The sequence below is a fragment of the Winslowiella toletana genome, assembly GCF_032164335.1.
Lineage (GTDB): Bacteria > Pseudomonadota > Gammaproteobacteria > Enterobacterales > Enterobacteriaceae > Erwinia > Erwinia toletana_A.
This window is the reverse complement of record NZ_CP134152.1, coordinates 741964-768708: the sequence shown is the minus strand read 5'-3', so window position 1 is coordinate 768708 and position 26745 is coordinate 741964. Positions and strand designations below refer to the sequence as shown.

Annotated in this window: 20 protein-coding genes and 1 other annotated feature; of the genes, 11 read left to right on the top strand and 9 right to left on the bottom strand. The window is 55.4% G+C overall.

Features of this window, described 5'->3' with window-relative positions; genetic code table 11:
- Positions 1 to 3: 3 nt before the first annotated feature.
- The 5 genes from thrC to RIN69_RS03530 form a co-directional block, all read right to left on the bottom strand.
- Positions 4 to 1290: a threonine synthase gene (gene thrC / locus RIN69_RS03550; protein ID WP_313855608.1), complete on the bottom strand. Its 1287-nt coding sequence runs from the start codon at positions 1288 to 1290 to the stop codon at positions 4 to 6.
- Between the two features lie 3 nt (positions 1291 to 1293).
- Positions 1294 to 2223, bottom strand: a complete 930-nt coding sequence (gene thrB / locus RIN69_RS03545) for a homoserine kinase (protein WP_313857584.1) — start codon at positions 2221 to 2223, stop codon at positions 1294 to 1296.
- A 2-nt stretch (positions 2224 to 2225) separates the two neighbouring features.
- Positions 2226 to 4688 (bottom strand): bifunctional aspartate kinase/homoserine dehydrogenase I, encoded by a 2463-nt coding sequence (gene thrA, locus RIN69_RS03540; RefSeq protein WP_313855605.1) that lies wholly within the window; start codon positions 4686 to 4688, stop codon positions 2226 to 2228.
- Positions 4689 to 4713: 25 nt separating this feature from the next.
- Positions 4714 to 4836: a sequence feature (Thr leader region), on the bottom strand.
- Positions 4772 to 4843, bottom strand: coding sequence for a thr operon leader peptide (thrL, locus tag RIN69_RS03535; RefSeq protein WP_313857581.1), 72 nt, complete (start codon positions 4841 to 4843; stop codon positions 4772 to 4774). Its footprint overlaps the feature before it by 65 nt.
- 223 nt (positions 4844 to 5066) lie before the next feature.
- Positions 5067 to 5753 carry a tRNA/rRNA methyltransferase gene (locus RIN69_RS03530; protein WP_313855603.1) on the bottom strand — a complete coding sequence of 229 codons (687 nt, stop codon included), beginning with the start codon at positions 5751 to 5753 and terminating at the stop codon, positions 5067 to 5069.
- Positions 5754 to 6361: 608 nt separating this feature from the next.
- Between RIN69_RS03530 and arcA the strand changes: the two genes are divergently transcribed.
- A complete protein-coding gene (gene arcA, locus RIN69_RS03525; RefSeq protein WP_313857579.1) occupies positions 6362 to 7078 on the top strand; it encodes a two-component system response regulator ArcA in 717 nt (238 codons plus the stop codon).
- Between the two features lie 111 nt (positions 7079 to 7189).
- Here arcA and creA read toward each other — a convergent pair whose 3' ends face one another.
- A complete protein-coding gene (creA, locus tag RIN69_RS03520) occupies positions 7190 to 7663 on the bottom strand; it encodes a protein CreA (protein ID WP_313855601.1) in 474 nt (157 codons plus the stop codon).
- 213 nt (positions 7664 to 7876) lie between these two features.
- Here creA and robA point away from each other — a divergent pair, with 213 nt between their 5' ends.
- Complete coding sequence (robA, locus tag RIN69_RS03515) at positions 7877 to 8752, top strand: MDR efflux pump AcrAB transcriptional activator RobA (RefSeq protein WP_313855599.1); 876 nt, start codon at positions 7877 to 7879, stop codon at positions 8750 to 8752.
- 44 nt (positions 8753 to 8796) lie between these two features.
- On the opposite strand, the gene gpmB is transcribed toward robA, so the two are convergent.
- On the bottom strand, positions 8797 to 9444 hold the full coding sequence (gene gpmB, locus RIN69_RS03510) for a 2,3-diphosphoglycerate-dependent phosphoglycerate mutase GpmB (RefSeq protein WP_313855597.1): 648 nt from the start codon (positions 9442 to 9444) through the stop codon (positions 8797 to 8799).
- Positions 9445 to 9495: 51 nt separating this feature from the next.
- Between gpmB and yjjX the strand changes: the two genes are divergently transcribed.
- Positions 9496 to 10038 carry an inosine/xanthosine triphosphatase gene (gene yjjX, locus RIN69_RS03505; protein WP_313855595.1) on the top strand — a complete coding sequence of 181 codons (543 nt, stop codon included), beginning with the start codon at positions 9496 to 9498 and terminating at the stop codon, positions 10036 to 10038.
- Here yjjX and trpR read toward each other — a convergent pair.
- Positions 10024 to 10356, bottom strand: a complete 333-nt coding sequence (gene trpR / locus RIN69_RS03500) for a trp operon repressor (protein ID WP_313855593.1) — start codon at positions 10354 to 10356, stop codon at positions 10024 to 10026. The two genes, yjjX and trpR, sit on opposite strands and share 15 nt — an antisense overlap.
- 45 nt (positions 10357 to 10401) lie before the next feature.
- Positions 10402 to 12324, bottom strand: a complete 1923-nt coding sequence (gene sltY / locus RIN69_RS03495) for a murein transglycosylase (protein WP_313855591.1) — start codon at positions 12322 to 12324, stop codon at positions 10402 to 10404.
- Positions 12325 to 12896: 572 nt separating this feature from the next.
- Here sltY and RIN69_RS03490 point away from each other — a divergent pair.
- From RIN69_RS03490 to urtD, 8 genes are all read left to right on the top strand, one after another.
- Positions 12897 to 15587 carry a cation-transporting P-type ATPase gene (locus RIN69_RS03490; RefSeq protein ID WP_313855590.1) on the top strand — a complete coding sequence of 897 codons (2691 nt, stop codon included), beginning with the start codon at positions 12897 to 12899 and terminating at the stop codon, positions 15585 to 15587.
- Positions 15588 to 15819: 232 nt separating this feature from the next.
- Entirely contained in the window at positions 15820 to 17622 is a 1803-nt protein-coding gene (gene atzF / locus RIN69_RS03485; protein WP_313855589.1) for an allophanate hydrolase, read from the top strand.
- Positions 17615 to 21232: an urea carboxylase gene (gene uca, locus RIN69_RS03480; RefSeq protein WP_313855587.1), complete on the top strand. Its 3618-nt coding sequence runs from the start codon at positions 17615 to 17617 to the stop codon at positions 21230 to 21232. The genes atzF and uca overlap by 8 nt, the downstream gene beginning before the upstream one ends.
- 10 nt (positions 21233 to 21242) lie before the next feature.
- Positions 21243 to 21959 (top strand): GntR family transcriptional regulator, encoded by a 717-nt coding sequence (locus RIN69_RS03475; protein ID WP_313857578.1) that lies wholly within the window; start codon positions 21243 to 21245, stop codon positions 21957 to 21959.
- 32 nt (positions 21960 to 21991) lie between these two features.
- Positions 21992 to 23260, top strand: coding sequence for an urea ABC transporter substrate-binding protein (gene urtA / locus RIN69_RS03470; RefSeq protein ID WP_313855586.1), 1269 nt, complete (start codon positions 21992 to 21994; stop codon positions 23258 to 23260).
- A gap of 59 nt (positions 23261 to 23319) precedes the next feature.
- Positions 23320 to 24885, top strand: a complete 1566-nt coding sequence (urtB, locus tag RIN69_RS03465) for an urea ABC transporter permease subunit UrtB (protein WP_313855584.1) — start codon at positions 23320 to 23322, stop codon at positions 24883 to 24885.
- A complete protein-coding gene (urtC, locus tag RIN69_RS03460) occupies positions 24885 to 25961 on the top strand; it encodes an urea ABC transporter permease subunit UrtC (protein WP_313855582.1) in 1077 nt (358 codons plus the stop codon). The genes urtB and urtC overlap by 1 nt, the downstream gene beginning before the upstream one ends.
- Positions 25954 to 26745: an urea ABC transporter ATP-binding protein UrtD gene (urtD, locus tag RIN69_RS03455; protein ID WP_313855580.1), complete on the top strand. Its 792-nt coding sequence runs from the start codon at positions 25954 to 25956 to the stop codon at positions 26743 to 26745. Before urtC ends, urtD begins: the two co-directional genes overlap by 8 nt.

Sequence of the window (26745 nt, the reverse complement as noted above, 5' to 3'; positions counted from 1 at the left end):
GATTTACGCCTTCAGCAAAAATGCCCGCAGCTCAGCAAAGTCAGCTTTCATCTCATGGGAAAGCAGATCCAGATCGGCACGCTCTGCCAGTTCTGGCGGCAGCGGCAGCGACTTATCCAGAATCTCTTCAACGCTCTCTTTAAACTTAGCCGGATGCGCCGTGCCGAGGAACAGGCCAAACTCGCCATCCTGCAGCTGATCGCGCAGCAGACGATAGGCAATTGCCGCATGTGGCTCAGATACGTAGCCGATGGCGTCCAGCTCGCGCATGGTAGCTTTAGTGGTTTCATCACTTACCGCACCGGTTGCAAGATCCTGTAAACGCCAGGTTTTACGACGGAACAGCTCTTCGACGCGCGGCCAGTTGTTAGGCTGGCTGACATCCATGGCATTGGACAGCGTCGCCACCGTCGCATTTGGCTGCCACTCACCGCTGTTGAGGAAGCGAGGAACGGTATCGTTGGCATTGGTCGCGGCGATAAAACGCTTCACCGGCAGGCCGAGTGATTTCGCCAGCAGGCCAGCGGTCAGATCGCCAAAGTTACCGCTTGGCACCGAGATCACCAGCTGGTTACGCTGCTCTTGTGTCAGTTGCGCAGCGGCTTCAAAGTAGTAGCAAATCTGCGCCAGTAAACGGCTGATATTAATGGAGTTGGCAGAGTTAAGACCAATCGCGCGCTTAAGCTCTTCATCATCGAAGGCCTGTTTGACCAGTGACTGGCAGGCGTCGAAATCACCATCAATGGCGATAGTTTCGATATTGCCGCCCAGCGTACAGAATAATTTCTCCTGCAGCGGACTGATTTTGCCCTGCGGATAGAGGATGACGACGCGGACATTTTCCATACCGTAAAACGCATGGGCTACCGCCGCACCGGTGTCACCGGAGGTTGCGGTCAGAATGGTAATCTGCTCATCGGCACCGCTGATATAAGAGAGCATCTGCGCCATAAAACGGCCGCCGAAGTCTTTAAATGCCAGCGTCGGGCCGTGAAACAGCTCCAGCGCCGAAATATCATCGCTGACTTTCACTACCGGTGCCGGAAAGGCAAACGCCTGCTTTACGCGCTCCTGCAGCTGGTGTGGCTCAATTTCATCGCCGATAAATGCCGAGAGAATTTTGCTGCTGCGGGTCACAAAATCCAGCTTCAGCATTTCATCGATATCAGTCAGTTCAAACTCAGGCAGCTCCAGTGGAAAAAACAGCCCTTGCTGTTTACCCAAACCCTGCTTTACCGCCTGGGCAAAGCTGACCTGCTCGTTGTGATCCTTAAGGTTATACAGTTTCATGCGTTATCCCAATTTACGTGCGCCTGCCGTGTCTAAACGGCAAATATGTACGAAGCCTTCATCATTCTGTAGATAGTGCTGGCTGAGCCAGTCCGCCATGCGCTGCGCGGTGTCCGTCTTATCGCAGACGGCAAACAGCGTTGGGCCGGAGCCGGAAATGCCGCAGGCCAGCGCGCCAATATCCTGTGCCGCCTGGCGTGCTTCGGCAAAGCCCGGCAACAGCTTAGTGCGGTACGGTTCGGCAATCACATCCTTCATCAGTTTCGCCGCCAGCTGCGGTTGCTGGCTGTGGCAGGCATGGATAAAGCCCGCCAGGTAGCGACCATGCTTAATGCAGTCCTCTTTGCGATACTGCGCCGGTAAAATTGCCCGCGCTTCCGCCGTCGAAACTTTAATACCCGGATAAGCCATTACCCACAGCCAGTCGTCAAAGCCTGGCACTTCCTGACTGATAATGCCGTTCTCTTCCAGCATCAGCTGCAACCCGCCAAGGAAGCAGGGAGCAACGTTGTCGTAGTGTACGCTGCCGGAAATCCGCCCTTCCAGCTCGCCCATCAGTGCCAGCAGTTCGGTATCATTTAGCGGTTTACCGCAGTGCTCATTCATCGCCATCAGGCCAGCCACCACCGAACAGGCGCTGGAACCCAACCCGGAACCGATCGGCATGTTTTTTTCCAGCTTCATCGCCACCGGCACTTGCTTACCGATAGCCTCACAGAAGCGTGCCCAGCACTGATAAACGATGTTCTCTTCTGGATTAGTCGGCAGCTTACTGACGAAACGACCTTCATTGACCAGACTGAAGCTGTCCGCAGCCTCAACGGTTACGCAGTCGCCAAGCAGCGAACCGTCGACTGGCGAAACCGCCGCGCCAAGCACATCAAATCCGACGCTGACATTGCCAATCGAGGCCGGTGCATAAATTTTTACCATCATTAAACTCCCAACTTCCACGACAGCGTGCGTAACAGATCGGCAAAGACTCCGGCAGCCGTCACATCATTGCCGGCACCATAACCCCGCAGTACCAACGGAATCGGCTGATAATAGCGGCTGTAGAACGCCAGCGCATTTTCACCATTTTTAACTTTATACAGCGGGTCGTTACCGTCAACCGCATCGATTTTCACTTTACAGACGCCGCCTTCTTCAATCGCGCCAACGAAGCGTAAGACCTTGCCTTCGTCGCGTGCTGCCGCCACGCGGGTGGCAAAGGCTTCATCCAGCTCTGGCAGACGCTGCATAAAGCTCTCTACGTCGGCAATCTGGTTCAGGCTGTCCGGCAGTACTGCTTCAATCTCGATATCACTCAGTTCCAGTTGATAACCGGCCTCACGGGCAAGGATCAGCAGCTTACGCGCCACATCCATTCCGGAAAGATCATCACGCGGATCCGGCTCGGTAAAGCCCAGTTCACGCGCCAGTTTAGTGGCTTCAGACAGCGAAACGCCTTCATCCAGCTTACCAAAGATAAACGACAGCGAACCCGACAGAATGCCGGAGAAGCGAATCAGCTCGTCACCGGCGTTCAGCAGATTTTGCAGGTTTTCGATTACCGGCAGGCCGGCCCCGACGTTAGTGTCATAGAGGAATTTACGACGCGACTTCGCTGCCGCTGCGCGCATCTGCTGGTAGTAATTCCACGAGGAGGTATTGGCCTTTTTGTTCGGCGTCACCACGTGGAAACCGTCGGCGAGAAAATCGGCATACTGATCGGCCACGGCCTGGCTGGAAGTACAGTCAACAATCACCGGGTTAAGCAGATGGTACTCTTTCGCCAGTCGCGATAAGCGCTCCAGGCTGAATGGCTCTTTCGCCGCCTGCAACGCCTCTTTCCAGTTCTCTAATGCCACACCGTGCACATTAGTCAGCAGCGCTTTCGAGTTGGCGATACCGCAGACGCGCAGATCGATATGTTTCTTCTTCAGCCACGCCTGCTGGCGATACAGCTGATCGATCAGAGCACCGCCGACGCCGCCGACGCCAACCACAAACACCTCAATTACCTGGTCGGTAGCGAACAGCATCTGATGCACGACCCGCACGCCGGTGGTGGCGTCTTCGTTGCTGACCACCACTGAAATCGAGCGCTCGGAAGAGCCCTGGGCAATCGCCACTATATTGATATTGGCACGCGCCAGCGCCGAGAAGAATTTTGCTGAGATACCGCGCAGGGTGCGCATGCCATCGCCCACTACCGAGATGACCGCCAGCTGTTCGGTCACGTCGAGCGGCTCCAGCAGGCCATCTTTTAACTCCAGGAAGAACTCGTCCTCCAGCACGCGGCGCGCTCGCGCCAGGTCGTGCTGCGAGACGCAGAAACTGATGCTGTATTCCGAAGAAGACTGAGTGATCAGCACCACAGAAATTCCGGCGCGCGACATCGCGGCGAAGACCCGTGCCGCCATCCCGACCATCCCTTTCATGCCCGGACCTGAGACGTTAAACATCGCCATATTATTCAGGTTGGTGATGCCCTTCACCGGATTTTCCTCATCCGCACCATCGCCACCAATTAAGGTGCCGGGTGCCTGGGGATTGGCGGTATTTTTAATCAGGCAAGGGATCTGGAACTGGGCGATGGGGGTGATAGTGCGGGGATGCAGAACTTTAGCGCCGAAGTAAGAAAGCTCCATGGCTTCCTGATACGACATCGACTTCAGCAGCCGTGCGTCCGGAACCTGGCGCGGATCACAGGTATAAACGCCGTCAACATCGGTCCAGATTTCGCAACAGTCGGCGCGCAGGCAGGCGGCCAGCACCGCTGCCGAGTAATCGGAACCATTACGCCCTAACACCACCAGCTCACCGCGCTCATTACCGGCGGTAAAGCCGGCCATCAGCACCATATTGTTGGCTGGGATCTGGCTGGCGACAATACGACGGGTAGATTCAGGAATATCAACGGTGGACTCGAGGTAGTGACCCACTGCCAGCAACTTTTCTACCGGATCAATCACCGTCACGCTGTAGCCACGCGCCTGTAGCAGCGCTTCCATAATCGCGATTGAGAGTTTTTCACCACGACAGATAATCGCCGCGTTGACGCTGTCCGGGCACTGCCCCAGCAGGCTGATACCGTGCAGTACCTGCTTTAGCTGAGCGAACTCCTGCTCTACCAGAGTTTTGACTCGCTGGAGAGCAAAACCCGGCTGCACGTCGGCCAGCCCCTGCACCAGTTCGGCGAAAATGCGCTCGGCGTCGCTGATATTCGGTGATGCATCCTGACCACTGATGGTTTTTTCAATCATCGCCACCAGATGATTAGTAATTTTAGCCGGGGCAGAAAGCACCGTCGCGACCTGTCCCTGCTGTGCATTGCTCTCCAGAATATCGGCAACGCGCATAAATCTGTCCGCATTTGCCACTGAGGTCCCGCCGAATTTCAGCACTCGCATTTTAAAACTCTCCTGAATTTACGCCGAAAAAAAAGCCCGCACTGTTTAGGTGCGGGCTTCTTTTTTGTTTTTTTCTTTATGCGTCAGCCCGCACCGTTACCTGTGGTAATGGTGGTGGTAATAATAATTGTGGTGTTCAGGCTGATTTTACGCATTGAGATTTATCGTCTGTCTGTCTTTTAATGTCTGTCTGACTCCAGAAGTAAAGCAAACTGCTGGCTAAGTCAATTTTTTTATCCACATTCACCGGCTGGCTTTACCGCACGCTGCCGGTGCGAATTGACACTTGCCAGTGCGGATCTTTTACCGCTGATAATTTTGCTGGTGAGTCACACCAGCAAAAGCCGATCACACCGAATTTTTATCTGGCGTTTTTTTTCAGCGTGATAAGTTTTTTTCAATATCGTGCAGCAGGCGATGCAACATTGCGCTGTCGCGCTGCTCCAGCAGGCCGGTGCGCTGGTGCAGCCAGTCTGCCAGCTTCTGATCGTCGTCGACCTTCAGCTTCACTAACAACTGCTCAATACGCTGACGCAGTGCGCTCAGTTGCTGTGCGTCGGCGACCGCTGGCCGTTCAGTTGCCAGCTGGCGTAACGCCGACAGTTGATAGCAATACACCATCACCGCCTGGCCGAGATTCAGCGAGGGATAATCATTTGCCATCGGGATGCCGGTGAGTAAATCGACCAGCTCCAGCTCTTCATTCGTCAGGCCGCTGTCCTCACGGCCAAACACCAGCGCCATACTGTTTACCCACTGCATCTTCTCTTGCAGGATCTCCTGCACTTGCGGTGGCGTAGCGTAATAGCGAAATTTGGCACGGCTGCGCGCGGTGGTCGCGACCGAGAAATCGATATCCGCCAGCGCCTCGGCCAGCGAGTTAAAATGAGTGACATTATCAAGAATCTCACCGGCACCGTGTGCCACCCAGCGCGCGGCTGGCTCAAGATAAGCCTGACTTTGCACAATACGCAACTCGCTAAAGCCCATAGTTTTCATCGCGCGCGCAGCGGCACCGATATTTTCTGCACGGGCAGGAGAGACCAGAATCAGAGGAAACAGCATGACAGCCTTAAATGTTACATCACCAGAGGCAGATACTCTGACACGACAGCATGTTAAATAACAGTTCCGCTTAATTTAACAATTAAATAACAAGCTTAAATTACACTGATAAATTACCTGAGGTTAGGGTTTATTCACCGCAGAGTGCTTAATCACTAATTAATTCAAATCATTAACAATTAATTAATATTTATCAAGGCATTAAAATTCACAGCCAGACAAAATTGGACGGTTTCAAATTTTGTCGCTGAATCGTTGCGAATTCGCCTATATTTGTGAGCTAAGCTGGCATTCTGTGAAGAGTTTTTCACAAAAGTGTTAACGTGCTACAATTGGATTTGATATAAGTCAACGAAGCGTTGTTTTAATGCTTATCGGTTGTGCTCGTTGCTGTTATGTTGCTGTTAATGCAGTTAGGATAGTCAGCGTTAGGGCACCGCCGGGGCATGCAGGATTCATCCTTATGGCTGAGCTGACAATGTTGTTGACGTTGATGGATAGTGCATCAAGAACATAATTCTGTACTTCGATTAAAACCCTTGATGAAGGGCTTATTAATGGTTGTACGTCCTGTTTCGATTTTGTTGGCAATTTTAGGTAGCGAACACATGCAGACCCCGCACATACTTATCGTTGAAGACGAACTAGTGACTCGTAATACTCTCAAAAGTATTTTTGAGGCCGAAGGCTACATGGTATATGAAGCTACGGATGGCGCTGAAATGCACCAGGTGCTGACCGATAACGACGTAAATCTGGTGATTATGGATATTAATCTGCCGGGTAAAAATGGCTTGTTGCTGGCGCGTGAACTGCGCGAGCAGGCTAACGTTGCGCTGATGTTCCTGACGGGCCGCGATAACGAAGTCGACAAGATTCTCGGTTTAGAAATTGGTGCTGATGACTACATCACTAAACCGTTTAATCCACGCGAACTGACTATTCGTGCGCGTAATCTGCTGTCCCGTACCATGAATCTGGCGGTCAGCAGCGACGAACGTAAGCTGGTTGAGAGCTACAAGTTCAACGGCTGGGAGCTGGATATCAACAGCCGCTCACTGGTCAGCCCAAATGGCGAACAGTACAAGTTGCCGCGCAGTGAATTCCGCGCCATGCTGCACTTTTGCGAAAATCCGGGCAAAATTCAGACCCGTGGCGATCTGCTGAAGAAGATGACCGGCCGCGAACTGAAGCCGCACGACCGTACTGTCGACGTGACTATTCGTCGCATCCGTAAACATTTCGAATCCACACCGGATACGCCAGAAATCATCGCCACCATTCATGGCGAAGGCTATCGTTTCTGTGGTGAGCTGCACGATTAACCCCTGGGACGGCGTCACCGCCGTCCATGTCAAAGGTTTGCACTCTGCATACCATCAGGCCGGGAGCCAAAAACGGCTCCCTTAACGCCTAGCGGAATTTTTACCGCGACGTTATTCCTTCCACGGCATAATAGGCACCGCGCTTAATGCGTTTTTCGGGGAACCTTCGACCACTTTGTCGGAGTAGCTCAGATAGATCAGCGCATGACGTTTCTGATCGTAGAAGCGCACCACCTGAAGTTTCTTAAACACCAGCGATGTCCGCTTCTTAAATACCACGTCCCCTTCGGCTTTACCCTGCGCAATTTTGTCACTCAGCGTTACCGGCCCTACCTGCTGACAGGAAATCGCCGCATCTGCGGTATCCTCCGCCAGACCCAGTCCACCTTTAATTCCGCCGGTTTTTGCCCGACTGATATAACAGGTTACATTTTTTACGTCAGGATCATCGAAGGCCTCAACGATGATTTTATGGTCCGGCCCAAACACCTTAAACACCGTATCGACTGAGCCCACTACCTCTGCCTGAGCGGTAAAGGCCGAAAAAATAACTGCTGTTACTAATAACCGTGCTTTTATTATCATTACGTTACCATTGCTTGAGTAATAGATGAGATTGTAAGGTAAACTCAGGAATGGGTTTTGCATTCACCCGCTAAATTTACATCCTGTCGCCAATTTGCATTGATATAGCACATTCTGACTAATAAAACCGCCACGGTTTCCTGGGCATTTAGTGCTATTATTCATCGACTTTGCTTTCCCTGCGCCAACATTAGAGTACGAAGAGGACGTTTTATGGACCAAGCCGGTATCATTCGCGATTTGCTTGTCTGGCTGGAGAGCCATCTGGATCAACCATTATCGCTGGACAATGTGGCTGCAAAAGCAGGTTATTCCAAATGGCATCTGCAACGCATGTTCAAGGAAGTGACCGGTCATGCGATTGGCGCTTATATCCGCGCACGCCGTTTGTCGAAAGCCGCAGTCGCCTTACGTCTGACCAGCCGTCCGATTCTGGATATTGCTCTGCAGTACCGGTTTGATTCTCAGCAAACCTTTACTCGCGCCTTTAAGAAGCAGTTTGCTCAGACTCCGGCCTACTATCGTCGCGCATCTGACTGGAACTCTTTCGGTATTCGTCCACCGATTCGCCTCGGCGATTTCCAGCTACCGGAAGCGACCTATGTCACGCTGCCGGAAACCGTGCTGGTTGGCCAGACGCAAAGTTATACCTGCACGCTGGAGCAGATTTCCCGCTTCCGTGATGAAATGCGCATCCATTTCTGGCGTCAGTTCCTGACTGAAACCGACACGGTTCCACCGATGCTGTACGGTCTGCATCAGTCGCGTCCAAGTCAGGAAAAAGATGATGAGCAGGAAATCCTTTACACCACCGCAGTCACTTCTGAGCAGCTGACGCAGACCATGCAGTCTGCCCAAACGGTACTGCTGGAAGCCGGTGATTATGTACAGTTCAGCTACCACGGCCCGACCGGCGATCTGCAGGAGTTTATTCTGCTGATTTACGGCACCTGTATGCCAACGCTGGGGCTGACGCGTCGTCAGGGTCAGGATATTGAACGATTCCATACCCACGGTGGTAAGAAGCGCCAGGATCCGCCAAGCGAGATCCGCTGTGATTATCTGATTCCGATTCGGCGCCAGGCCTGATCGATAAGGGCGGCGTTACATTTTCGCCGCCCAACCGTCAAATGTCAGCGCTGTTGCTCATCCAGTGCCGGCGCATCAAGATGTGATACATCCCCCGCGGTTTCAACAATCCAGCCGGATGCCAGCCAGGCACTCTGTTGATGATCGACACGAGAGATCGAGCAGTTACGTAAGCGTAACCGACGCTCAGCACTGGGCGACAGGCCCAGAATCGTACTGACCAGCGCGCCCAGCGCCATACCGTGGCTGACCAGCAGTGGCCGACTTCCTTCCGGCAGCTCAAGGCAGGCATTCAGCGCTTCATGCATGCGCGACGCCAGCTCTGCCATCGACTCTCCCTGCGGAATACGGCCATTTTCGGTGCCATCAACCAGCGCCTTGCGCCAGCTCTCTTCCTCGGCGGTCAGCTCATCTAAAGGACGCTGCTCGAGCACGCCCATATTCAGCTCGCGCAGGCGAGGATCGAGAATTACGTCGCAACCGCAGGCGTCAGCAATAATCTCGGCTGTACGTCGCGTGCGGCCCAAATCACTGGCAATGACATGCGTAATTCCTAATGACTTGACGCGCTCTGCGACCTGAAAAGCCTGCTGCTCACCTTTGGCAGTCAGCGCGCTATCCGATTGTCCCTGAATGCGGCGTGCTGCATTCCAGACCGTTTCCCCGTGGCGAACAAGATAGACCTGTAACATGTAGTTTTTCCGTTATACTGCGACAAATTTGCGTAGAGGGTTCAAACAATTATGTACCATGTTGTCGCTGCAACCACCAATCCGGCAAAAATTAGCGCGATTTCTCAGGCGTTCAGCGATGTTTTCGGAGAGGGATCCTGCCATATCGAAGGTGTTGAGGTCGACAGTGGCGTAGCTGCGCAGCCAGTTACAAATACAGAAACGAGAACTGGCGCACGTCAGCGGGTGATGAACGCCCGACAGGTCAGACCAGAAGCTGACTTCTGGGTGGCGATTGAAGCGGGAATCGAAGAGACCAGCGCCTTTGCATGGATGGTCGTTGAGGATCAAAAACAGCGGGGCGAATCGCGTTCTGCCAGCTTTACCCTGCCGCCGATAGTGATGAAAGGTATCCATGAAGGTCGTGAACTGGGCGATGAGATGGCACGCCTGACCGGCATTGATAATATTAAGCATAAAGGCGGGGCAATTGGTGCATTCACCCATGGCTTACTGACGCGCACCAGCGTTTATCATCAGGCACTGATTCTGGCGCTCTGCCCGTTTCATAACGATATCTATCAGATCAAGCCGGACGACTCAGACCTTATCTGAACCATTAAGTAACTGCGTCTCCAGCCAGGTTTTCAGCACTGGCGGCGCAGCTTTCAGACTGTTTGATCCACGCGTAATAGTGGCGATACCGGCACCCAGTTCGGATTTCAGCTCGCGCTGGCTCATCTCCCCGCGCATTAACTCTTCAATAATCCGCAACCGGGTACCGTAAGACTCGCGCTCATCGGGCGTCATCATCAGCTGCAACAGCGGCATATGCAGATTGTCGGCAAACGCGCGTTGCATCAGCGTCACAAAACGCAGCCACTCGGCATTGTGCGGTTCTTCAGTAACCGGGATTGGGGATTGTGACGTCATAAAGGCTCTTCCGTACTCATTAGCGAGTACGGAAGAATAGCACACTCAATAACGGCGCTGCCACTCACTGTCAGAGAGGATTTTGTCTGACTTACTCATAAAGTGGCGATAGTAAGCATCATATGCCAGCACGTTCTTCACATAACCGCGCGTTTCCGAGAACGGAATGGTTTCAATAAACGCCACTGCATCCAGCCGACCGGCGCTGTTGCCCAGCCAGGTTTTTACCCGCGAAGGCCCGGCATTATAGGCCGCCGAAGCGAATATGCGGTTCTGATCAAACTGCTGGTAGACATGCTCAAGATACTGAGTGCCGATCTGAATATTGGTCTGCGGATCGAGCAGCTGACTGCTGTTTACATAGCCCGGAATACTGTACAGCTTCACGGTATGCTGAGCAGTGGCGGGCATAATCTGCATCAGGCCAGAAGCACCGACCGGTGAACCGGCTTTCGGATTCCATGCGCTCTCCTGCCGGGCAATGGCCATCGCGTAGCTCTGTGGAATCTGCTTGTCCTGGGTAAAGCGCTTAAACTGATCGTTCCACGCCAGCGGGAAACGCTCTTCCAGATGATTCCATAATTTTCCGCTGATGGTGGCCTGCACGCTCAGATCCCACCAGTCCTGCTCGAAAGCGTAACGCGCCAGCATCTGCTGTTCGGAAGAGGTTTTACTGGCGACCAGATAGGCCCATTCGGTGCGCGCCAGATTGTCCATATTCCAGTACATCAGCTCACGCACCCGCGCAATGGCATTGCCCTGCAGCAGGCTACCCTCAGGACGTGGCGCTTTATCCACCCGCAGCGGATACTCAACGCCGAGGCGCTGTGCGGCAACCATCGGATAGAATCCTCGCTCCTGCATCAGTTTCTGCAGAATGCCATCGGCCTCTTCTTTTCGTCCTTGCTCAATCAGCAGATCAGCCTGCCAGTATTGCCACTCATCTTTCTGTTTATCTTCCACCGGCAGACGAGCCAGCCAGGTGTTCAGCCCGCGGCGATCGTTATTACCCAGTGCCATACGCACCCGGCGTTCAATCAGCGAGGTGGAGCCGCTGCGCATCACCACATTGTCGCGCCAGCGCGCCTGTTCTGAGGTGATGTCATTGCCCATCAGACGCCAGGCGACGGCTTCATCCAGATCCTGCTTTTCCTGCTCGCTCATCTTTTGCAGGCGAACCAGCGACGGGATCATCGCCCGGGCATTTTCCGCATCCTGCCTCGCCACGCTGGCGAAGGCAATCGACGTTGCCTGGCGGGTAAAGTCAGTCGGCCCGACCGCGCGGGCAAATGATTCGACGCTGGCAGGATTGTTTTGCAGATCCATAACCGCATTGGCCATGGTCTGATAGTCGGACGGCAGCTGCTTCGCGAGATAGTTCACCAGGCTGGTATTACCGGCGATCATCGCCAGACGGATGCGTTCCAGCGTGGTGATGGGCGTCTGTTCACCGGCACCCTGCCAGACGGAGAACAGTTTATCGCAGGTTGCAGGCAGCGAGCTTCCGGTCAGCCAGATCTCTTTCGCTCCGGTGTAAGCCACCTGCTGCTGGCCAGTGGCCCACCTGGCGTAGTACCAGTTACAGCGGGCGGAAACCGGTTTTGGTGCTTCGGGGCTGAAAGCCAGCAGGCCGCGCCAGTCCTCGCGTCGGGCCAGTTCATTGACGAAACGGGAAGAGAGTGAGCGCACCGGCGGCAGCGTCGGGTGCTGCTTAATAAAATTGCTGACCGCCATGCTGGTTTCCTGATTCAGGTTTTGCGACAGCTGGCGATATTCAAGGTAAGGGTAAAGCGGGTAATCACGCAGCGTGGGCATCAGTTGCTCCACGGTATCCATCTGCTTATTGTCCCAGGCTTGTTTAATTTGCTGATAGCGCTGGCGCTGCGCATCTAATGAATCGGCTTGCACACTGCCAGCCATAACTGTCAGACAGGCTCCAACAATCCAGTACTGCCACTTGTCCGCCATGACCTTTACCACGTTAGCGCCTCTCTTAAGCCGATTGTTGAAAAAATTATACACCGGAAGGGTATAGCCTTTTCATGCTAACCAGGCATATCGCTTAACGCCATGACTCAAACAAATTTTTACCATCAGGCCGCAGCAAAGATCAAAGACGCTCGGCAATCTCGAAGATAATCATGCCGACCGCGCTGGCGAGGATTAATCCGCAGAGAATAATCAATGTCATACGTACTGCGCTTATCTGCTTACTTTTTTTCATCAGTACACCCTCGAAAATTAATCCTGGATAGCTATCACATTAGCAAAAACTGCCTGAACCGCGCTTAAACACCACTATGCTGACATTAACGATGTAACCAATTATTAATCTTGATCAAATTATGCCAGCTAATAACAGGGCATCCTTGCGCCACACCCCGGCTCATTAAACAACTGGCTTTCAATATACTGCAATTATCAATCGATACAGCACAAGAAAACCAATTGCTTAATAAGTTCCGGCAGCGAATTTTTTTAAATTTCGATCTGGCAGAATTTTCCACTGGAGAACAACGCCTGCTTACTGGAGAAAAACGATGAGCAAAATACCTCCCACCAACGAAACCCGTTGGTATCAGCTCAGCAGTGAAGAGACGCTCGAGGCGCAGAAGAGCCGCGAGAGCGGGCTGAGCGCCAACGAAGCCCACCAGCGCCTGATGGAACATGGCCCGAACCAGTTACCGGCGCGCGCCGGTAAAAATGCACTGATGCGCTTTCTTGCTCATTTCAATGACGTACTGATCTATGTCCTGTTGGCTGCGGCGGTGTTAACGGCCGTCATGGGCCACTGGGTGGATACCGCCGTCATCATCGGCGTGGCGGTGATCAATGCAATGATTGGCTTTGTACAGGAAAGCAATGCAGAGAAATCGCTGAAAAGTATCGAAAATATGCTCTCCGCATCGGCCCAGGTGTTGCGAAACGATACGCTGGTAACGGTTGATGCCAGCACGCTGGTGCCGGGTGATGTGGTGGTACTGCGTGCCGGTGACCGCATTCCGGCCGATATCCGGTTACTGGAAGCCCATAACCTGAGAATCGAGGAAGCGATCCTGACCGGCGAATCCATTGCCGTGACCAAACAGACCGCCGCAATTGATGACGAAGTGATGATTGGCGATCGCTATAACCTGGTGTTTTCTGGTACCACCATCAGCGCAGGCAGCGGTAAAGGCGTGGTGATTGCAACTGGCGCGGATACCGAGCTGGGTAAAATCAATCATATGATGGCCGATATCAAACAGCATCGCACCCCGCTACTGGTGCAGATGGATAAACTGGGCAAAGCAATTTTCGCCATTATCCTGGCGATGATGGCCGCACTGTTTGTGTTTATGCTGCTGTTACGCGATATGCCAATGGGTGAACTGCTGCTGTCCTTGATTGGCCTGGCGGTCGCGGCGGTGCCGGAAGGCTTGCCGGCAATTATCTCGATCATCCTGTCACTGGGCGTGCAGGCGATGGCAGGTAAAAAAGCCATTATTCGTAAACTGCCAACCGTCGAAACGCTGGGCGCAATGACGGTGGTCTGCTCCGATAAAACCGGTACGCTGACCATGAATGAGATGACGGTGAAAGCGGTCATCCTCGCTGATAAAAACTTCCGCGTGGAAGGTAACAGCTACCAGCCAACCGGCAACATTCTTGCAGAACATGACGATGTGGTCATCGATGCAACGCAGAATGCCGTTCTCAGCCACTTCTTGCGGGTCATCGACCTGTGTAACGAAAGCACCGTATTTAAAGATGAACAGGGCCATTGGGGCATTACCGGTGGGCCAACCGGCGGCGCGTTAAAAGTGCTGGCGGGAAAAGTCAGCCTGCCACCGCAGCCCTGTGCCCAGCTGGATAAAATCCCGTTCGACTCAGAATGGAAATACATGGCGACGCTGCACCAGATCGGCGCGGCGACCAACTTACTGATGACCGGCGCACCGGATGTGCTGATGAAGCACTGCCGCTACCAGCTGAGTGAAAACGGTATCGAGCCGTTAAACATCGCCCACTGGGAAGCCGAAATTGCCCGCTATGCACGCGAGGGTTTGCGTATGGTCGCAGCGGCCAGCCGTAAAGTGGATGCGCGTCAGACGCTGAGTCATGAAGCTCTGGGCGTAGAGATGGTGTTTGTTGGCATTGCCGGCATGATGGATCCACCACGTCCGGAAGCGGTGACCGCGATTGCTGAATGCCATCAGGCCGGGATTCGCGTCAAAATGATCACCGGTGACCATCAGGAAACCGCGATGGCGATTGGCCGTATGCTGGGTATCGGCGACGGTAGTCGCGCGCTGACCGGCTACGCGCTGGAGCATATGGATGACGAACAGCTGGCCGACGCCGCCCAGCAGTATGACATCTTTGCCCGTACCAGCCCGGAGCATAAACTGCGCCTGGTGAAAGCGCTGCAAAGCCGCAATGAAATTGTTGGCATGACCGGTGACGGGGTCAATGACGCACCGGCGCTGAAGCAGGCGGATGTTGGCATTGCGATGGGAATCAAAGGTACTGAAGTTACGAAAGAGGCGGCGGACATGGTTCTGACCGACGACAACTTCGCCACCATTGCCAATGCAGTAAAAGAAGGGCGTCGCGTTTACGACAACCTGAAAAAAACCATCCTGTTTATTATGCCAACCAACCTGGCGCAGGGTCTGTTGATTATTATCGCCATGCTGATGGGCAACCTGCTGCCGCTGACGCCGGTACAGATTTTATGGATGAATATGGCCACTTCCGCCACTCTCTCCTTCGGTCTGGCATTTGAAGCGGCAGAGAAGAATGCCATGCGTCGCCCACCGCGCAATGCGCGTCAGCACGTAATGGATGGTTATGCGGTCTGGCGCGTGGCGTTTGTCGGCACGCTGATTGCCATCAGCGCCTTCGCGCTGGAAGCCTGGTTGCAGCCACGCGGTTACAGCGCCGAGTTTATCCGTACCGTGCTGTTGCAGACGCTGGTCACCGCACAGTGGGCCTATATGCTGAACTGTCGTAAAACCGATGGCTTCTCACTGACGGCTGGCGTGCTGCGCAATCGTGGAATCTGGCTGGTCACCGGCGTGCTGGTGCTGTTACAGGCGGCGATTATCTATCTGCCACTGATGAACCGTCTGTTTGGTACTACCCCACTGCCCGTGCTGTTCTGGATCGTGCCGTTACTGGTCGCAGCGATGGTATTTATCATCGTTGAGATTGAAAAACCGCTGACCCGGAAATGGCGTAAAGCATAAGTATCACCAGGGCGGCGTTCTCGCCGCCCAAATCAATGATTCGCACTCTGCATACCCCCCTACGATATAACGCTCCGCAAATCCCCCGCCCCATTTTTGCTCAACCCATGCTCAGATAACGTGCACCCTCACAACACTTCACTTATTAAAGCCATAAAATTTAATGAGTTAAATTTTGGCACGCGCTTTGCTCTGTTGAATTCCATCTTGTATACCAGATGGAATTCAGACTATGACATCAATCACAGGGTTTACGCTGCAGCAGTGGCAGCAACACTATCAGCACGATGCTGAAGCCATCAGCGACACGCTGGAAAATCTGCTGGCAACGCTGTCCACCGACGATACCGCCTGGCTCTGTCTGGCGACTCCGGCGCAACTGCACGCACAGATCGCGCCGCTGCTGGCGGCTTATCGCAAAGACCCCGCCGCTTTGCCACTGTTTGGCGTGCCGTTTGCGGTTAAAGACAATATTGATGTCGCCGGCTGGCCAACCTCAGCTGCCTGTCCGGCGTTTACTTATCAGGCAGAAACCGATGCCGTTGCCGTTGCCCGCCTGAAAGCCGCCGGTGCGGTGGTGTTGGGCAAAACCAATCTTGACCAGTACGCCACTGGACTGGTTGGCTGCCGTTCGCCGTTTGGCGCCGTTCCCAACACCTTCGATGCGGCTTACGTCAGCGGCGGCTCCAGCTCCGGCTCGGCCTCGGTGCTGGCCCGCGGTCTGGTAGGATTTTCACTCGGCACGGATACCGCCGGATCGGGGCGCGTACCCGCTGGTTTTAACAATGTGGTCGGGCTGAAGCCGACCAAAGGCTGGCTCTCCGCCAGCGGCGTGGTTCCCGCCTGCCGCCTTAATGACACCATTTCCGTCTTTGCACTGACGGTGGAAGATGCGTGGACAGTTGCGGATATCGCAGGCGGCTATGACGAAAGCGATGCCTATTCGCGCCGCAATCCGGCGCTGGCACCAGCAGCCATGCCCGCCGCTGCGCGCTTCGCCATTCCGGCCAGCCCAACTTTCTTTGGCGATCGGCAGGCCGAAGCCGCCTGGGAAACGGCGCTGGCGGCGCTGCGCGCGACCGGGGCCAGCCTGCATCCGATCGATTTTACCGCTTTTCACCAGTTGGCCGACCAGCTCTACGACGGCCCCTGGGTGGCAGAACGCACCGTAGCCGTCGGCGAAATGCTGCAACATCCGGAAAATATGGATCCGGTGGTATATGACATCGTCGCCAGCGGCGAGAAATACAGCGCGGTGGAGACCTTTAAAGCCGAATACCAGCGGGCCGAACTGACACGCCAGATTCAGCAAACCCTGAGCCAGTTTGATGCTTTGGTTGTACCCACGTCACCGACCATTCATACCCTCGAAGAGATGAAGCAGGAGCCGGTGCGCTACAACTCACAGTTTGGCACCTACACCAACTTTACCAATCTCGCCGACCTCTCGGCACTGGCGCTGCCAGGCCCGTTTCGCGCCGATGGCCTGCCAGCAGGCATCACGCTGATCGCGCCCGCCTGGCACGATCGGGCGCTGGCAACCTTTGGACAGCGCTGGCAGCAGCAGCAAGCGCTGACGCTGGGCGCCACCGGAAAACCTCAGCCTGCCCATCACCTCTCCCTGCCCGATTCCGCGCGGCATGTGCGGGTAGCGGTGGTCGGTGCTCATCTCAGCGGTATGCCGCTCAATCATCAGTTAACCACGCGTCACGCGGTGCTGGTGGAAGAGACGCAAACTGCGGCCTGCTATCGCCTCTGGGCGCTGACGAATACCCAGCCGCCAAAGCCCGGCCTGGCGAAGGCGGAGGGTGGCAAAGCGATTACCGTCGAGCTGTGGGATATCCCGCTGGCGCGCTTTGGCGAATTTGTTGCAGAAATTCCTGCCCCTCTGGGTATCGGCACCCTGACGCTGGCTGATGGCCGGTCAGTGAAGGGCTTTATTTGTGAACCGGCGGCGCTCAACGACGCCACGGAAATCACCGAGTTTGGTGGCTGGCGTAACTGGCTGGCGCGCAAGGAGACAACCCATGTTTAAAACCGTTCTGGTGGCTAACCGTGGCGAAATTGCCTGCCGTGCTATCAGCACGCTGAAACGTCTGGGGATGACCAGCGTCGCGGTCTATTCCGCTGCCGATAAAAATGCACAGCACGTGAAAGATGCGGATATCGCTATCGCCCTCGGTGGCGATAAGCCGGGCGACAGCTATCTGCGCATAGATAAAATTCTTGCTGCCGCACAGCAGACCGGCAGTGAAGCGATCTGGCCGGGCTACGGCTTCCTGTCGGAAAGCCTGCCGTTTGCTGAGGCCTGCGAAACGGCCGGTATCGCTTTTGTTGGCCCCACCGCCGAGCAAATTGGTGAGTTTGGCCTGAAGCATCGCGCGCGTGAACTGGCGGCCGCCGCTGGCGTACCGATGACGCCCGGTACGCCATTACTCGCTTCGCTGCAGGAAGCGCTGAGCGCCGCCGACCGAATTGGCTATCCGGTGATGTTGAAAAGCACCGCTGGCGGTGGTGGCATCGGCCTGACCCGCTGCGCCGACGCCGCGGCGTTGAGCGCCGCGTGGGAAAGCGTACGCCGGCTTGGCGAACAGTTTTTCAGTGATGCTGGGGTATTTCTTGAGCGCTGCATTGATCGCGCCCGCCACGTTGAAGTGCAGATCTTTGGCGATGGCAAAGGTCGGGTGATCGCGCTGGGTGAACGCGACTGCTCGCTGCAGCGCCGCAATCAGAAAGTGGTGGAAGAGACTCCGGCCCCTAATTTGCCGCAGTCTACCCGCGCCGCGCTGCTCGACTCAGCAGTTAAACTGGGGGAACTCGTGAACTATCGCAGTGCCGGTACGGTGGAATATATCTACGATGCCGAACGCGATGAATTTTTCTTTCTGGAAGTGAACACGCGTTTGCAGGTCGAGCATCCGGTTACCGAATGCGTGACCGGGCTGGATCTGGTGGAGTGCATGCTGCGCGTGGCCGCCGGTGATCCACTCGACTGGCAGGCGATGAGCGCTGCGCCGCAAGGGGCGTCGCTGGAAGTGCGTATTTACGCCGAAGATCCGTTAAAAAACTTTCTGCCCAGTCCGGGCGTGTTAACCGAAGTCTGCTTTCCGCAGGATGTGCGCGTCGACGGCTGGATCAGCACCGGCACCGAGGTTTCCGCCTTCTACGATCCGATGATCGCCAAATTGATCGTCCACGCCGACAACCGCGCAGCAGCGCTGGCAAAAATGCAGCAAGCGCTGAATGAAACCCGACTGCACGGCATTGCCACCAATCTCGACTATCTGCGTCAGATTATTGCCACCGAAGCGTTTCGCGCCGGAAATGTCTGGACCCGCATGCTGGACAGTTTTACCCCGCAAGCCAGAGTGGTTGAAGTCATACAGCCAGGCACCTGGAGCAGCATTCAGGACTATCCCGGCCGCCTCGGCTACTGGGATATCGGCGTGCCGCCATCTGGCCCAATGGATGATTTCTCTTTCCGCCTGGCGAACCGCATTGTCGGCAATGCTGAAGAAGCCGCCGGGCTGGAATTTACTCTGCAAGGCCCGACGCTGCGCTTTCACAGCGATAGCATTATTGCCCTGACCGGTGCCGCCTGCCCTGCTGATATCGACGGTATGGCGGTTGATTTCTGGCAACCGCTGACGATAAAAGCCGGGCAAACCCTGACGCTTGGCCGTGCGCAGAACGGTTGCCGCACCTATCTGGCGGTACGCAATGGTTTTGATGTGCCGGAATATCTCGGCAGTCGTTCTACTTTCGCGCTCGGTCAGTTTGGCGGCCATGCCGGGCGCACGCTGCGTGTCGCCGATATGCTGGCCATTTCACAGCCAGAGCTGGATGCCTGCACCACGCCAGCGCCGGTCAGCGAGCCGCAAGCAATGGATCCTGCACTGGTGCCGGAATATGGTGATGAATGGCGCATCGGCGTGCTGTACGGGCCGCACGGTGCACCAGACTTCTTCAGCCACGCCTCCATCGACGAATTCTTTGCCAGCGAATGGCAGGTGCACTACAACTCTAACCGCCTTGGCGTGCGCCTGGTAGGGCCGAAACCGATCTGGGCACGTGCCAACGGCGGCGAAGCCGGTCTGCATCCATCAAACGTACACGACTGTGAATACGCCATCGGCGCGGTGAACTTTACCGGCGACTTTCCTGTGATCCTGACGCGTGACGGGCCGAGCCTCGGCGGCTTTGTCTGCCCGGTGACTATCGCCAAAGCAGAACTGTGGAAAGTGGGCCAGGTGAAACCCGGCGATCGTATTCGTTTTCATCCGATTAGCATCGAAGAAGCGCTGGCGCTGGAAAAAGCCCAGACCAGCTCAGTCGAACGTTTAGCGCCAACGGCTTTGCCCACGTTTGCCCTGCCCTCGCTGGCAGAGACCACCCAGGGGTCGGCCACTCTGCTGGCGGCGCTTGAGGCTACCGCCACAACCCCATCTGCGGTTTATCGTCAGGCTGGCGATAACTACGTCCTGATTGAGTATGGCGACAACGTGCTGGACCTGGCGCTACGCCTGCGCGTTCACCTGTTGATGAGTGCCATTCAGGCCAGCGCGCAGCCGGGCATTGAAGAGCTTTCGCCGGGCGTGCGTTCGCTGCAAATTCGCTATGACAGCCGGATTCTTGGTCAGAAACCGCTGATTAGTATGCTGCTGACGCTGGAACAGCAACTCGGCGATGTCAGCGAGATGAAAGTTCCGTCACGCATTGTCTGGCTGCCGATGGCGTTTGAAGACGGCGCCACGCTGAGCGCGGTGGAACGTTACCAGGAAACGGTTTGCAGCACTGCGCCATGGTTGCCAAATAATGTTGATTTTATCCAGCGAATTAACGGGTTATCGCGCCGTGAACAGGTCAGCGAGATGATATTTGCTGCCAGCTATCTGATTTTGGGACTCGGCGATGTCTATCTTGGCGCACCGTGCGCGGTGCCGATCGATCCACGCCATCGCCTGCTCAGCTCGAAATATAATCCGGCACGAACCTTCACCGCTGAAGGCACCGTCGGCATCGGCGGTATGTATATGTGCATCTACGGCATGGATTCGCCCGGCGGCTATCAGCTGGTGGGCCGCACTCTGCCAATCTGGAATAAATTCCTGAAAAACGACCAGTTTACCGCCGGTGAACCCTGGCTGCTGCGCTTCTTTGATCAGGTACGTTTCTACCCGGTCAGCGAAGCCGAACTGGACGTGCTGCGTGAAGATTTCCGCGAGGGCCGCGCCCAGATCGCTGTCGAACAGACAACGTTTGATTTCGCCGAACATCGGCAATTCCTTGCCAACAATGCGCAGGCGATTACCGATTTCCGTCAGCATCAGGCCCGTGCTTTTGAGGCTGAGGTCTCCCTGTGGCAGCAGGAAGGAGAAGCTGCGCCGCTGACCAGCGAAGAGAATCTCTACCCGCCACCAGCCGATGACGGTGCGCTGCCGATCAGCGCCGATATGAACGGCAATATCTGGAAAGTACTGGTGAAACCAGGTGATGAAGTGGCAGAAGGCCAGCCGCTGATTGTCGTCGAAGCGATGAAAATGGAACTGGCAATTCATGCACCGCAGGCAGGTCGCGTGACGCGTATTGCCTGCCAGCCTGGTCGTCCGGTTAGCCCGGGTGACGCCCTGCTGTGGCTGGAATAAGGAGCGAATGATGCAACAGGCCAGCTTTCACCAGAAGCGCGGTAAAGGTCGCCCGGAAGTGCTGGCCGAGCGTATTTACCAGACGATCAAAAATGACATTTTCGACTTTCGTCTAATGCCAGGCGACCGCTTTAGCGAAAGCGAGATCGCGCAACGCATGGCGGTCAGCCGCACGCCGGTGCGCCAGGCGTTGTTCTGGCTGGAACGTGAAGGCTATGTCGAAGTGTGGTTTCGCAGCGGCTGGCAGGTGCGGCCGTTCGATTTTGAATATTTCGAAGAACTGTATGACTTGCGCATCGTGCTGGAGCGCGAAGCGGTGCGCCGCCTGTGCGGAATGCCGCCGGGGCGCTGCGCGGAACGGCTGGCGGATCTGAAAACATTCTGGATCGACCAGCCACGGCTGGAAGAGGGAAAAGCCGTCTCACTGCATGATGAAAGCTTTCATATGGCAATGGTCAGTGCCGCAGGTAACAGTGAAATGGCGCGCATTCATGCCGAATTAACCGAAAAAATTCGCATTATTCGCCGCCTCGACTTTACCCGTGAGGATCGGGTTGATGCCACTTATCGCGAGCACGCCGCCATTTTGCTGGCGGTGTTAACCCAACAAACCGAGGAGGCGCAACGCATCCTGACCGCTCACATTTCAGTCAGTAAAGCCGAGGTCAGGAAAATCACCTTACATATGCTTCAGCAGGCCAGGCGGCAAACCGCATCACCAGAATAATTCTAACCACTACTTTATAAGGGTTTTGTGAGATGAAAAGACGTTCACTGTTAAAAGCATTCGCACTTTCCGCCACGGTAGTCAGCATGGGGATGGCATGGGCAGCTCAGGCGGCAGAGACGATTAAAGTCGGCATCATGCACTCTCTCTCCGGCACCATGGCGATATCGGAAACGCCGCTGAAAGATGTCGCCTTGATGGCGATTGATGAAATCAACGCCAAAGGCGGTGTGCTGGGCAAACAGCTGGAACCGGTGGTAGTTGATCCGGCCTCAAACTGGCCACTTTTTGCAGAAAAAGCACGCCAGTTACTGACACAGGATAAAGCGGCGGTGGTGTTTGGCTGCTGGACGTCGGTATCGCGCAAATCGGTACTGCCGGTGTTTGAGGAGCTGAACGGCCTGCTGTTCTATCCGGTGCAGTATGAAGGTGAAGAGATGTCGCCAAATGTGTTCTATACCGGCGCGGCACCGAATCAGCAGGCGATTCCGGCGGTGGAATACCTGATGAGTGAAGACGGCGGCGAAGCGAAGCGCTTCTTCCTGCTCGGCACCGATTATGTTTATCCGCGCACCACCAACAAGATTCTGCGCGCCTTCCTGCACAGCAAAGGTATTAAGGACGAGGATATCAAAGAGGTCTATACGCCGTTTGGTTACAGCGATTATCAGACCATTGTTGCCGATATCAAAAAATTCTCAGCGGGCGGCAAAACTGCGGTGGTCTCGACCATTAACGGCGATTCCAATGTGCCTTTCTACAAAGAGCTGGCGAATCAGGGAATTAAAGCTACCGACGTGCCGGTTGTCGCGTTTTCGGTCGGTGAAGAGGAGTTACGCGGCATCGACACTAAACCACTGGTCGGAAACCTGGCCGCCTGGAACTACTTCCAGTCGCTGGATAACCCCACCAACGCCAAATTCGTCGCCGATTATCGCGCCTGGGCCAAAGCACGTAAGTTGCCGCATGCCGACACCGTGGTGACCAATGATCCGATGGAAGCTACCTATGTTGGCATTCATATGTGGGCACAGGCGGCAGAGAAAGCCGGCACTACCGAGGTAGATAAAGTGCGCGCCGCGATGGCCGGGCAGACTTTCGTCGCGCCGGATGGCTACACCCTGACCATGGATAAAACCAACCACCATCTGCACAAACCGGTGATGATTGGCGAAATCGAAGATAACGGGCAGTTCAACGTGGTGTGGCAGACCGAACAGCCGGTTCGCGCCCAGCCGTGGAGCCCGTACATCGCCGGTAACGACAAGAAGCCCGATCATCCGGTGAAATCAGGACAGTAACCCTGGCACAACGCCCCCTCCCGCATTAAGGGGATGGGGTTCAAAGAGTGGTAATTATCATGACGCGAATACTTTTAATGCTGGTGCTGCTGATCGGCACGCCATTCGCCGCTCAAGCTGGCCCGGCGGCTGACTACGCTGCTGCCAGCCGCAGCGAACAGGCAAAACTGTTACAGCAATGGGCGGCTACGCCTGACGCCAGCCGCCTGCCGCTGCTGGAGGCATTACGCGCAGAGTCGGTGGTCATCGATCAGCATAAACAGCCGTTCAGTACTCTCAATGGTCAGCTGACGCCGCTTGAAGGCGATGCGAAACCCAGTGGAACCACTAAAAAACTGTTCACCAATAACCGGTTGCGCGTATTAACGATAAACGCGCTGGCTTCACACCAGTTAGTCAGTGATGACGCTGCCACACGCCTGCGCGCCGCACGCGCATTGCAAAATGATGCGGTCGCCGATCAGTTACCGCTACTGAGCCAGCGGCTGGCAGCAGAACAAAATGCTGATGTTCATACTGAGCTGGCGATAGCGCTGGCTAATCTGCAACTGAGCGACGGCAATCCACAGGTACGACTTAACGCGGTAAAACTGCTGGGTGAAAGCAGCGATCCGCAACGACAGGCCAGCCTGCAACGGCTTACTCAGCCCGGGAATGAAGCCAGTGCCGAGGTGCGCGCCGCCGCCGCTGCCAGCCTGCAGCAAATTAAACAGCGTCTGATGTGGGGAGATTTACTCGGCCAGGCGTTTACCGGCCTGTCGCTGGGTTCGATTTTATTACTGGCGGCGTTAGGACTGGCGATCACCTATGGCCTGCTCGGGGTGATCAATATGGCGCATGGCGAAATGCTGATGCTCGGTGCCTATGCCACCTGGCTGGTGCAGTCGATGTTCCAGCGTTTCGCGCCGGAGTGGCTGGCTTACTATCCGCTGCTGGCGTTGCCGGTAGCATTCTTTCTGACCGCCAGCATCGGCATGCTGCTGGAACGCACGGTGATTCGTCATCTCTATGGTCGCCCGCTGGAAACGCTGCTCGCCACCTGGGGCATCAGCCTGATGTTAATTCAGCTGGTACGGGTGCTGTTTGGCGCACAAAACCTGGAAGTGGCTAATCCGGCGTGGCTGTCAGGCGGCCTGCAATTACTGCCCAATCTGGTACTGCCCTACAACCGTATCGCGGTGATTCTGTTTGTCGCAGGGGTGCTGATCCTCACCTGGCTACTGCTGAACAAAACCCGCCTTGGCATGAATGTACGTGCGGTCACGCAGAATCGCGCAATGGCCGACTGCTGCGGCGTGCCAACCGGACGCGTCGATATGCTGGCATTCGGCCTGGGATCGGGCATTGCCGGGCTGGGCGGCGTGGCGCTGTCGCAGCTGGGCAATGTCGGCCCGGAGCTGGGCCAGGGTTATATCATCGACTCCTTCCTGGTGGTGGTGTTGGGTGGTGTCGGCCAGCTGGCAGGCACGGTAGTGGCTGCGTTTGGCCTCGGCATCCTGAACAAGGTGCTGGAGCCGCAAATCGGTGCGGTACTCGGCAAGATCCTGATTCTGGTGCTGATCATTCTGTTTATTCAGAAACGACCGCAGGGGCTGTTTGCATTTAAAGGACGGGTAACTGACTGATGACACAACCCATCACACTGAGCGTGGCGCAAAAAGCACCGCGGCTGACCATCGGGATCGGCACTGTCTTGCTGCTGGCGCTATTGATCCTGCCGTTTTTCGCTTTGTTGCCCGCGAATAATCCACTGGCCATCTCCACCTATACCCTGACGCTGATCGGCAAGATCCTCTGCTATGCGATTGTCGCCGTCGCGCTGGATCTGGTCTGGGGCTACGCCGGTTTACTGTCGCTCGGCCACGGCTTGTTTTTTGCGCTTGGCGGTTACGCGATGGGCATGTACCTGATGCGCCAGGCGGCGGGCGATGGCTTACCGGCGTTTATGTCTTTTTTGTCGTGGAGCGAACTGCCGTGGTTTTGGGCGGGCACCCAGCATTTTGCCTGGGCGCTGTGTCTGATCATGCTGGTGCCCGGTCTGCTGGCGCTGATCTTCGGCTGGTTTGCTTTCCGCTCAAAGATCAAAGGCGTGTACTTCTCGATCATGACCCAGGCGCTGACTTATGCTGGCATGTTGCTGTTTTTTCGCAATGAAACCGGCTTCGGCGGTAACAATGGCTTTACCGGCTTTACCACCCTGCTTGGCTTTCCGGTCACCGCCACCAGCACCCGCATCGGGCTGTTTATCGCCAGCGTACTGCTGCTGATAATCAGCCTTAGCATCGGTTTTGCGCTGGCACGCAGTAAGTTTGGCCGGGTGCTGACAGCGGTGCGCGATGGCGAAAACCGTCTGATGTTCTGCGGTTACGACCCAAAAGGTTTTAAGCTGTTTGTCTGGACGCTGTCAGCCGTACTGTGCGGCCTCGCAGGGGCGCTGTATGTGCCGCAGGTCGGAATTATTAACCCGGGTGAGATGTCGCCAACTAACTCTATTGAAGCTGCCATCTGGGTTGCATTGGGCGGGCGCGGCACCCTGATTGGGCCACTGTTCGGTGCCACTATCGTCAACGGTGCCAAAAGCTGGTTCACCATGGCTTTCCCTGAATACTGGCTGTTTTTCCTCGGCCTGATGTTTATTCTTGTCACGCTGTTTCTGCCGCGTGGTGTTATCGGGCTGATACGCCGGAGGAAACATGACTGATCGGCTGTTTACTCAAACCCACCCGGCGGATCGCTTCCGCCAGCACAGCGATCCGCTGCTGCAACTGAGCAATATCAATGTCTCATTTGATGGCTTTCGTGCGCTGACCGACCTGTCACTAAATATTGGCGTTGGCGAACTGCGTTGCATAATCGGCCCAAACGGTGCCGGAAAAACTACGCTAATGGATGTGATTACCGGCAAAACCCGACCAGATAACGGCAAGATCACTTACGATCAGGACACCGATCTCACTACCCTGTCGCCGGTAGAGATTGCCCGCATCGGTATTGGCCGTAAATTCCAGAAGCCAACGGTATTTGAAGCGCTGTCGGTGTTTGAAAACCTGGAAATTGCGCTAAAAACCGATAAATCAGTCTGGGCCTGTCTGCGCGCCCGGCTCAGCAGCGAACAGCGCGATCGTATTGATGAAGTGCTGAAACTGTTGCGTCTTGGCGCTGAACGCGCACGCCCGGCCGGGCTGCTATCCCACGGACAAAAACAGTTTCTGGAAATTGGCATGCTGCTGGTGCAGGAGCCTCATCTGCTGCTGCTTGACGAACCGGCGGCCGGTATGACCGATGCCGAAACTGACTATACCGCCGAGCTGTTTCGCAGCCTGGCCGGCAAGCATTCGCTGATGGTGGTAGAGCACGATATGGGCTTTGTTGAAACCATCGCCGATCACGTTACGGTGCTGCATCAGGGCCAGGTACTGGCTGAAGGTTCATTGCGCGAAGTGCAGGCCAATGAGCAGGTTATCGACGTTTATTTGGGGCGCTGA

Excerpts from the sequence above, each read along its gene's own strand:
- thrC (WP_313855608.1), bottom strand. The coding sequence starts at position 1,290 with ATGAAACTGTATAACCTTAAGGATCACAACGAGCAGGTCAGCTTTGCC.
- thrB (WP_313857584.1), bottom strand. The coding sequence starts at position 2,223 with ATGGTAAAAATTTATGCACCGGCCTCGATTGGCAATGTCAGCGTCGGA.
- thrA (WP_313855605.1), bottom strand. The coding sequence starts at position 4,688 with ATGCGAGTGCTGAAATTCGGCGGGACCTCAGTGGCAAATGCGGACAGA.
- RIN69_RS03530 (WP_313855603.1), bottom strand. The coding sequence starts at position 5,753 with ATGCTGTTTCCTCTGATTCTGGTCTCTCCTGCCCGTGCAGAAAATATC.
- arcA (WP_313857579.1), top strand. The coding sequence starts at position 6,362 with ATGCAGACCCCGCACATACTTATCGTTGAAGACGAACTAGTGACTCGT.
- creA (WP_313855601.1), bottom strand. The coding sequence starts at position 7,663 with ATGATAATAAAAGCACGGTTATTAGTAACAGCAGTTATTTTTTCGGCC.
- robA (WP_313855599.1), top strand. The coding sequence starts at position 7,877 with ATGGACCAAGCCGGTATCATTCGCGATTTGCTTGTCTGGCTGGAGAGC.
- gpmB (WP_313855597.1), bottom strand. The coding sequence starts at position 9,444 with ATGTTACAGGTCTATCTTGTTCGCCACGGGGAAACGGTCTGGAATGCA.
- yjjX (WP_313855595.1), top strand. The coding sequence starts at position 9,496 with ATGTACCATGTTGTCGCTGCAACCACCAATCCGGCAAAAATTAGCGCG.
- trpR (WP_313855593.1), bottom strand. The coding sequence starts at position 10,356 with ATGACGTCACAATCCCCAATCCCGGTTACTGAAGAACCGCACAATGCC.
- sltY (WP_313855591.1), bottom strand. The coding sequence starts at position 12,324 with ATGGCGGACAAGTGGCAGTACTGGATTGTTGGAGCCTGTCTGACAGTT.
- RIN69_RS03490 (WP_313855590.1), top strand. The coding sequence starts at position 12,897 with ATGAGCAAAATACCTCCCACCAACGAAACCCGTTGGTATCAGCTCAGC.
- atzF (WP_313855589.1), top strand. The coding sequence starts at position 15,820 with ATGACATCAATCACAGGGTTTACGCTGCAGCAGTGGCAGCAACACTAT.
- uca (WP_313855587.1), top strand. The coding sequence starts at position 17,615 with ATGTTTAAAACCGTTCTGGTGGCTAACCGTGGCGAAATTGCCTGCCGT.
- RIN69_RS03475 (WP_313857578.1), top strand. The coding sequence starts at position 21,243 with ATGCAACAGGCCAGCTTTCACCAGAAGCGCGGTAAAGGTCGCCCGGAA.
- urtA (WP_313855586.1), top strand. The coding sequence starts at position 21,992 with ATGAAAAGACGTTCACTGTTAAAAGCATTCGCACTTTCCGCCACGGTA.
- urtB (WP_313855584.1), top strand. The coding sequence starts at position 23,320 with ATGACGCGAATACTTTTAATGCTGGTGCTGCTGATCGGCACGCCATTC.
- urtC (WP_313855582.1), top strand. The coding sequence starts at position 24,885 with ATGACACAACCCATCACACTGAGCGTGGCGCAAAAAGCACCGCGGCTG.
- urtD (WP_313855580.1), top strand. The coding sequence starts at position 25,954 with ATGACTGATCGGCTGTTTACTCAAACCCACCCGGCGGATCGCTTCCGC.